The organism is Pseudoxanthomonas sp. LjRoot204_2 (assembly GCF_056175765.1).
Genome location: NZ_JBGFFG010000331.1, coordinates 1 through 3853, shown reverse-complemented (window position 1 = coordinate 3853; position 3853 = coordinate 1). Strand labels below are relative to the sequence as shown.

Annotated in this window: 2 protein-coding genes and 1 pseudogene; all 3 read left to right on the top strand. The window is 66.6% G+C overall.

Features of this window, described 5'->3' with window-relative positions:
• Window positions 1-2950, top strand: a 2950-nt coding sequence (locus AC04L7_RS14105; protein ID WP_475513239.1) for an NAD-glutamate dehydrogenase, incomplete at its 5' end; no start/stop codon positions are given.
• 75 nt (window positions 2951-3025) lie between these two features.
• Window positions 3026-3628: a hypothetical protein gene (locus AC04L7_RS14100; protein ID WP_475513238.1), complete on the top strand. Its 603-nt coding sequence runs from the start codon at window positions 3026-3028 to the stop codon at window positions 3626-3628.
• A 24-nt stretch (window positions 3629-3652) separates the two neighbouring features.
• Window positions 3653-3853, top strand: a pseudogene (gene ppnK / locus AC04L7_RS14095) (NAD kinase); the annotation flags it as partial.

Genomic DNA, 3853 nt, shown 5'->3' with positions numbered 1-3853 from the left:
GCTCCGCGGCTACTGCAAGTACCTGCTGCAGACCGGCGTGCCGTTCTCGCAGAGTTACGTTGAAGAAACGCTCAACCGGTATCCCCTGCTGGCTCGCTTGCTGGTGGAGCTGTTCGAAGCGCGCTTCGATCCGTCGACCGGCAGCGAGAGCAAGGCGCAGGTCAAGGAAGGGCAGGAGCGGTTCGCTGCACAGCTGAAGGCGCTGGCCGGCGACGACGAGGCCGCGGCCAGGACGCTGGCGGCGCTGGTCGAGGCGCGTGGCGGCAAGCGCGAACAGCAGATCGAAGCCGCGCACCAGTCGCTGCTGAAGCTGATGGACCGCGTCTCCAGCCTGGACGACGACCGCATCCTGCGCGGCTTCATGGGGGCGATCGAAGCCACGTTGCGCACCAGCTTCTACCAGGTGGGCAAGGACGGGAAGCCGGCGCACACCATCAGTTTCAAGTTCGATTCGGCGAAGGTGCCCGATCTGCCGAAGCCGCGCCCGTACCGCGAGATCTTCGTGTACGGCCCGCGCGTGGAAGGCGTGCACCTGCGCTTCGGTCCGGTGGCGCGCGGCGGCCTGCGCTGGTCCGACCGCCGCGAGGATTTCCGCACCGAAGTGCTCGGCCTGGTGAAGGCGCAGATGGTGAAGAACACCGTCATCGTGCCGGTCGGCGCGAAGGGCGGGTTCTTCGTGAAGCGTTCGCCGGTGGGCGGGGACCGTGATGCGGTGCTGGCCGAGGGCATCGCCTGCTACAAGCTGTTCATCCAGGGACTGCTGGACATCACCGACAACATCGTCGGCAACAGGATCGTCCCACCGGTCGACGTGGTGCGCCATGACCAGGACGACCCGTACCTGGTCGTCGCGGCGGACAAGGGCACCGCGACCTTCTCCGACATCGCCAACGGCCTGGCCATCGCGCACGGCTTCTGGATGGGCGACGCGTTCGCCTCCGGTGGTTCGGTCGGCTACGACCACAAGGGCATGGGCATCACCGCGCGCGGCGCATGGGAGTCGGTGAAGCGCCATTTCCGCGCGATGAACCGCGACAGCCAGACCGAAGACGTCACCTGCGTGGGCATCGGCGACATGTCGGGCGACGTGTTCGGCAACGGCATGCTGCTGTCCGAGCACATCCGCCTGCTGGCGGCGTTCGACCACCGCCACATCTTCCTGGACCCGAATCCGGATGCGGCCAAGTCGTTCAAGGAACGCGACCGCATGTTCAAGGTGCCGCGTTCCAGCTGGGCGGACTACGACGCCAAGCTGATCTCCAAGGGCGGTGGCATCCATCCGCGTAGCGCGAAGTCCATCGAGATCACCCCGGAAGTGCGCGCCGCGCTCGGCATTGCCGACGGCGTGAAGTCGATGACGCCGAACGAACTGATGAGCGCGATCCTGAAATCGCCGGTCGACCTGCTGTGGAACGGCGGTATCGGTACCTACGTCAAGGCCGCGAGCGAAACCCATGCCGACGTCGGTGACCGCGCCAACAACGGCCTGCGCGTCGACGGTCGCGACCTGCGCTGCAAGGTGGTGGGCGAGGGCGGCAACTTGGGCCTGACCCAGTTGGGTCGCATCGAGGCGGCGCAGCACGGCGTGCTGTTGAATACCGACTTCATCGACAACTCTGCCGGCGTGGATACCTCCGACCACGAGGTGAACATCAAGATCCTGCTGAACGGCGTGGTGCAGGCGAAGAAACTGTCGATGGACGCCCGCAACAAGCTGCTGGCCGACATGACGGATGAGGTGGCCGACCTGGTGCTGTGGGACAACTACCGCCAGAACCAGGCCATCAGCCTGATGGAGCGCATGAGCGTATCGCGCCTGGGTTCCAAGCAGCACTTCATCCAGACGCTGGAGTCGCAGGGCCTGCTGGACCGCCAGATCGAGTTCCTGCCGTCCGATGCGGAGCTTGCCGAGCGCAAGGCGCGTGGGCAGGGCCTGACCCGTCCCGAGCTGTCAGTGCTGCTGTCGTACGCCAAGCTGGTGGCGTTCCAGCAGCTGCTGGAATCCGACATTCCCGAAGATCCCTACCTGTCCAAGGAGTTGCAGCGCTACTTCCCGCAGCCGCTTCAGAAGAAGTACGCGTCGGAGATGGAGAAGCACCGCCTGAAGCGCGAGATCATCGCCACGGCGGTCACCAATACCACCATCAACCGCATGGGCGCGACCTTCCTGCTGCGCATGCAGGAGGACACCGGCCGGTCGCCGGCGGAGGTCGCCAAGGCGTTCACCATCACCCGCGAGACGCTGGATGCGCGGGCGCTGTGGAACCAGATCGATGCGCTGGACGGCAAGGTGCCGGAGTCGGTGCAGATCGACGCGCTGCAGGTCATCTGGCAGGTGCAGCGCAATTTCACCCGCTGGCTGCTGACCCGGCAGGGTCCGATCCCGGCGATCTCCACCGCGGTCGAGCGCTACCACGACGGTTTCAACGAAATCCGCGCGGCGGATGGCGTGCTGCCGGATTCRCTGCGTCCGGCGTACAACGCCAGCCTGCAGGCGTGGAAGGACAAGGGCCTGCCGGCGGCACTGGCCGGCCAGATCGCGGCGTTGCCGTACCTGGAGCCCTCGTGCGACATCATCGAACTGGCACGTGCTCGCAAGTTGAAGCCGGTCGAGGTGTCGAAGGTCCACTACCGCTTGGGTGAAGCGCTGCACCTGCCGTGGCTGCAGGATCAGATCGAGGCCCTGAAGGTCGATGGCCGTTGGCACGCGGTTGCCCGTGGCGTGCTGCGCGATGAGCTCGCCGCCCATCAGCGCACCCTGACCAACCAGGTGCTCTCGCTGCCGGGCGGCAATGCCGACGCCAAGGTCAAGGCCTGGCTGGGTCGCGACGATGCCGCCCTGCGCTTCACGCTCAGCATGCTGAATGAGCTGGCGGCGCAGAAGACGCTGGACTATCCCACTGCATCGGTGGCGGTACAGCGACTGGGGCAGTTGGCGTCGCAGGCATGATGCCGGCACTGAAGGCTGGCTAGAATCGAGGCGGCCCCCCGGGGCCGCCTTTTTTCTTTCCAGGGAGAGCAGGGCATGCGCAGGATGGCAGCGTGGGCGTTGTTGGCATGGGCACTGACGGCGGACGCGACGGAGCCGCGCCGGCAGATCGGGCAGGTCGATGGCCAGCCGGTCTATGCCGACCAGATCGTGGGCGAGGGGCGGGCGCGCGCCGACAGTGCGCGCGAGGTATTCATGGTCCCGGTCCTGAGCCAAYGGATGCGACGGCACGCGGACGCGGCGCGCCCGACAGCGGCCGAGAAGCAGCGTGCCGAGGCGGCGATCACCGCCTATGCCGCGTGCAGCAATAACGGTTATGCGCTGCCGGAGGAGCCTGCGCAGAAGGAGGCGGTGCTGACGATGCTGATCGGCAACGTGAAGCTGCAGAAGCGACTCCATGACACGTATGGCGGCGGCCGCCTGCTGTTCCAGCAGGCAGGCGTGGAAGCCTTCGACGCAACGCGCAGGATGCTGGAATCGCGCGAAGCCGCAGGCGGCTTCGCCATCACCGATCCCGATGTCAGGGCGTTGGCCTACGACTACTGGACCCGCGACCACGGCGCCTTCATCATCAGCGATCCCGGCAAGATCGCCGAGGCCCTCGACGTGACATCATTGATTGCGCGTTGTCCCGACTGATCCCGCGCCGACCCGGAGCCACGGATGTCCGATCCGCACATCGCCTTCCTCGCCAGTCCGACGCCCGAGGCGCAGCAAGCGCTGGCGGTCCTGCAGCGCGAGCATGGTAGCCATGCGCCGGACCAGGCCGACGTGCTGTGCGCCCTCGGCGGCGACGGCTTCATGCTGCAGACGCTGCACCGCCACGGTGCCCTGGGAAAGCCGGTATTCGGCATGAAGCTGGGC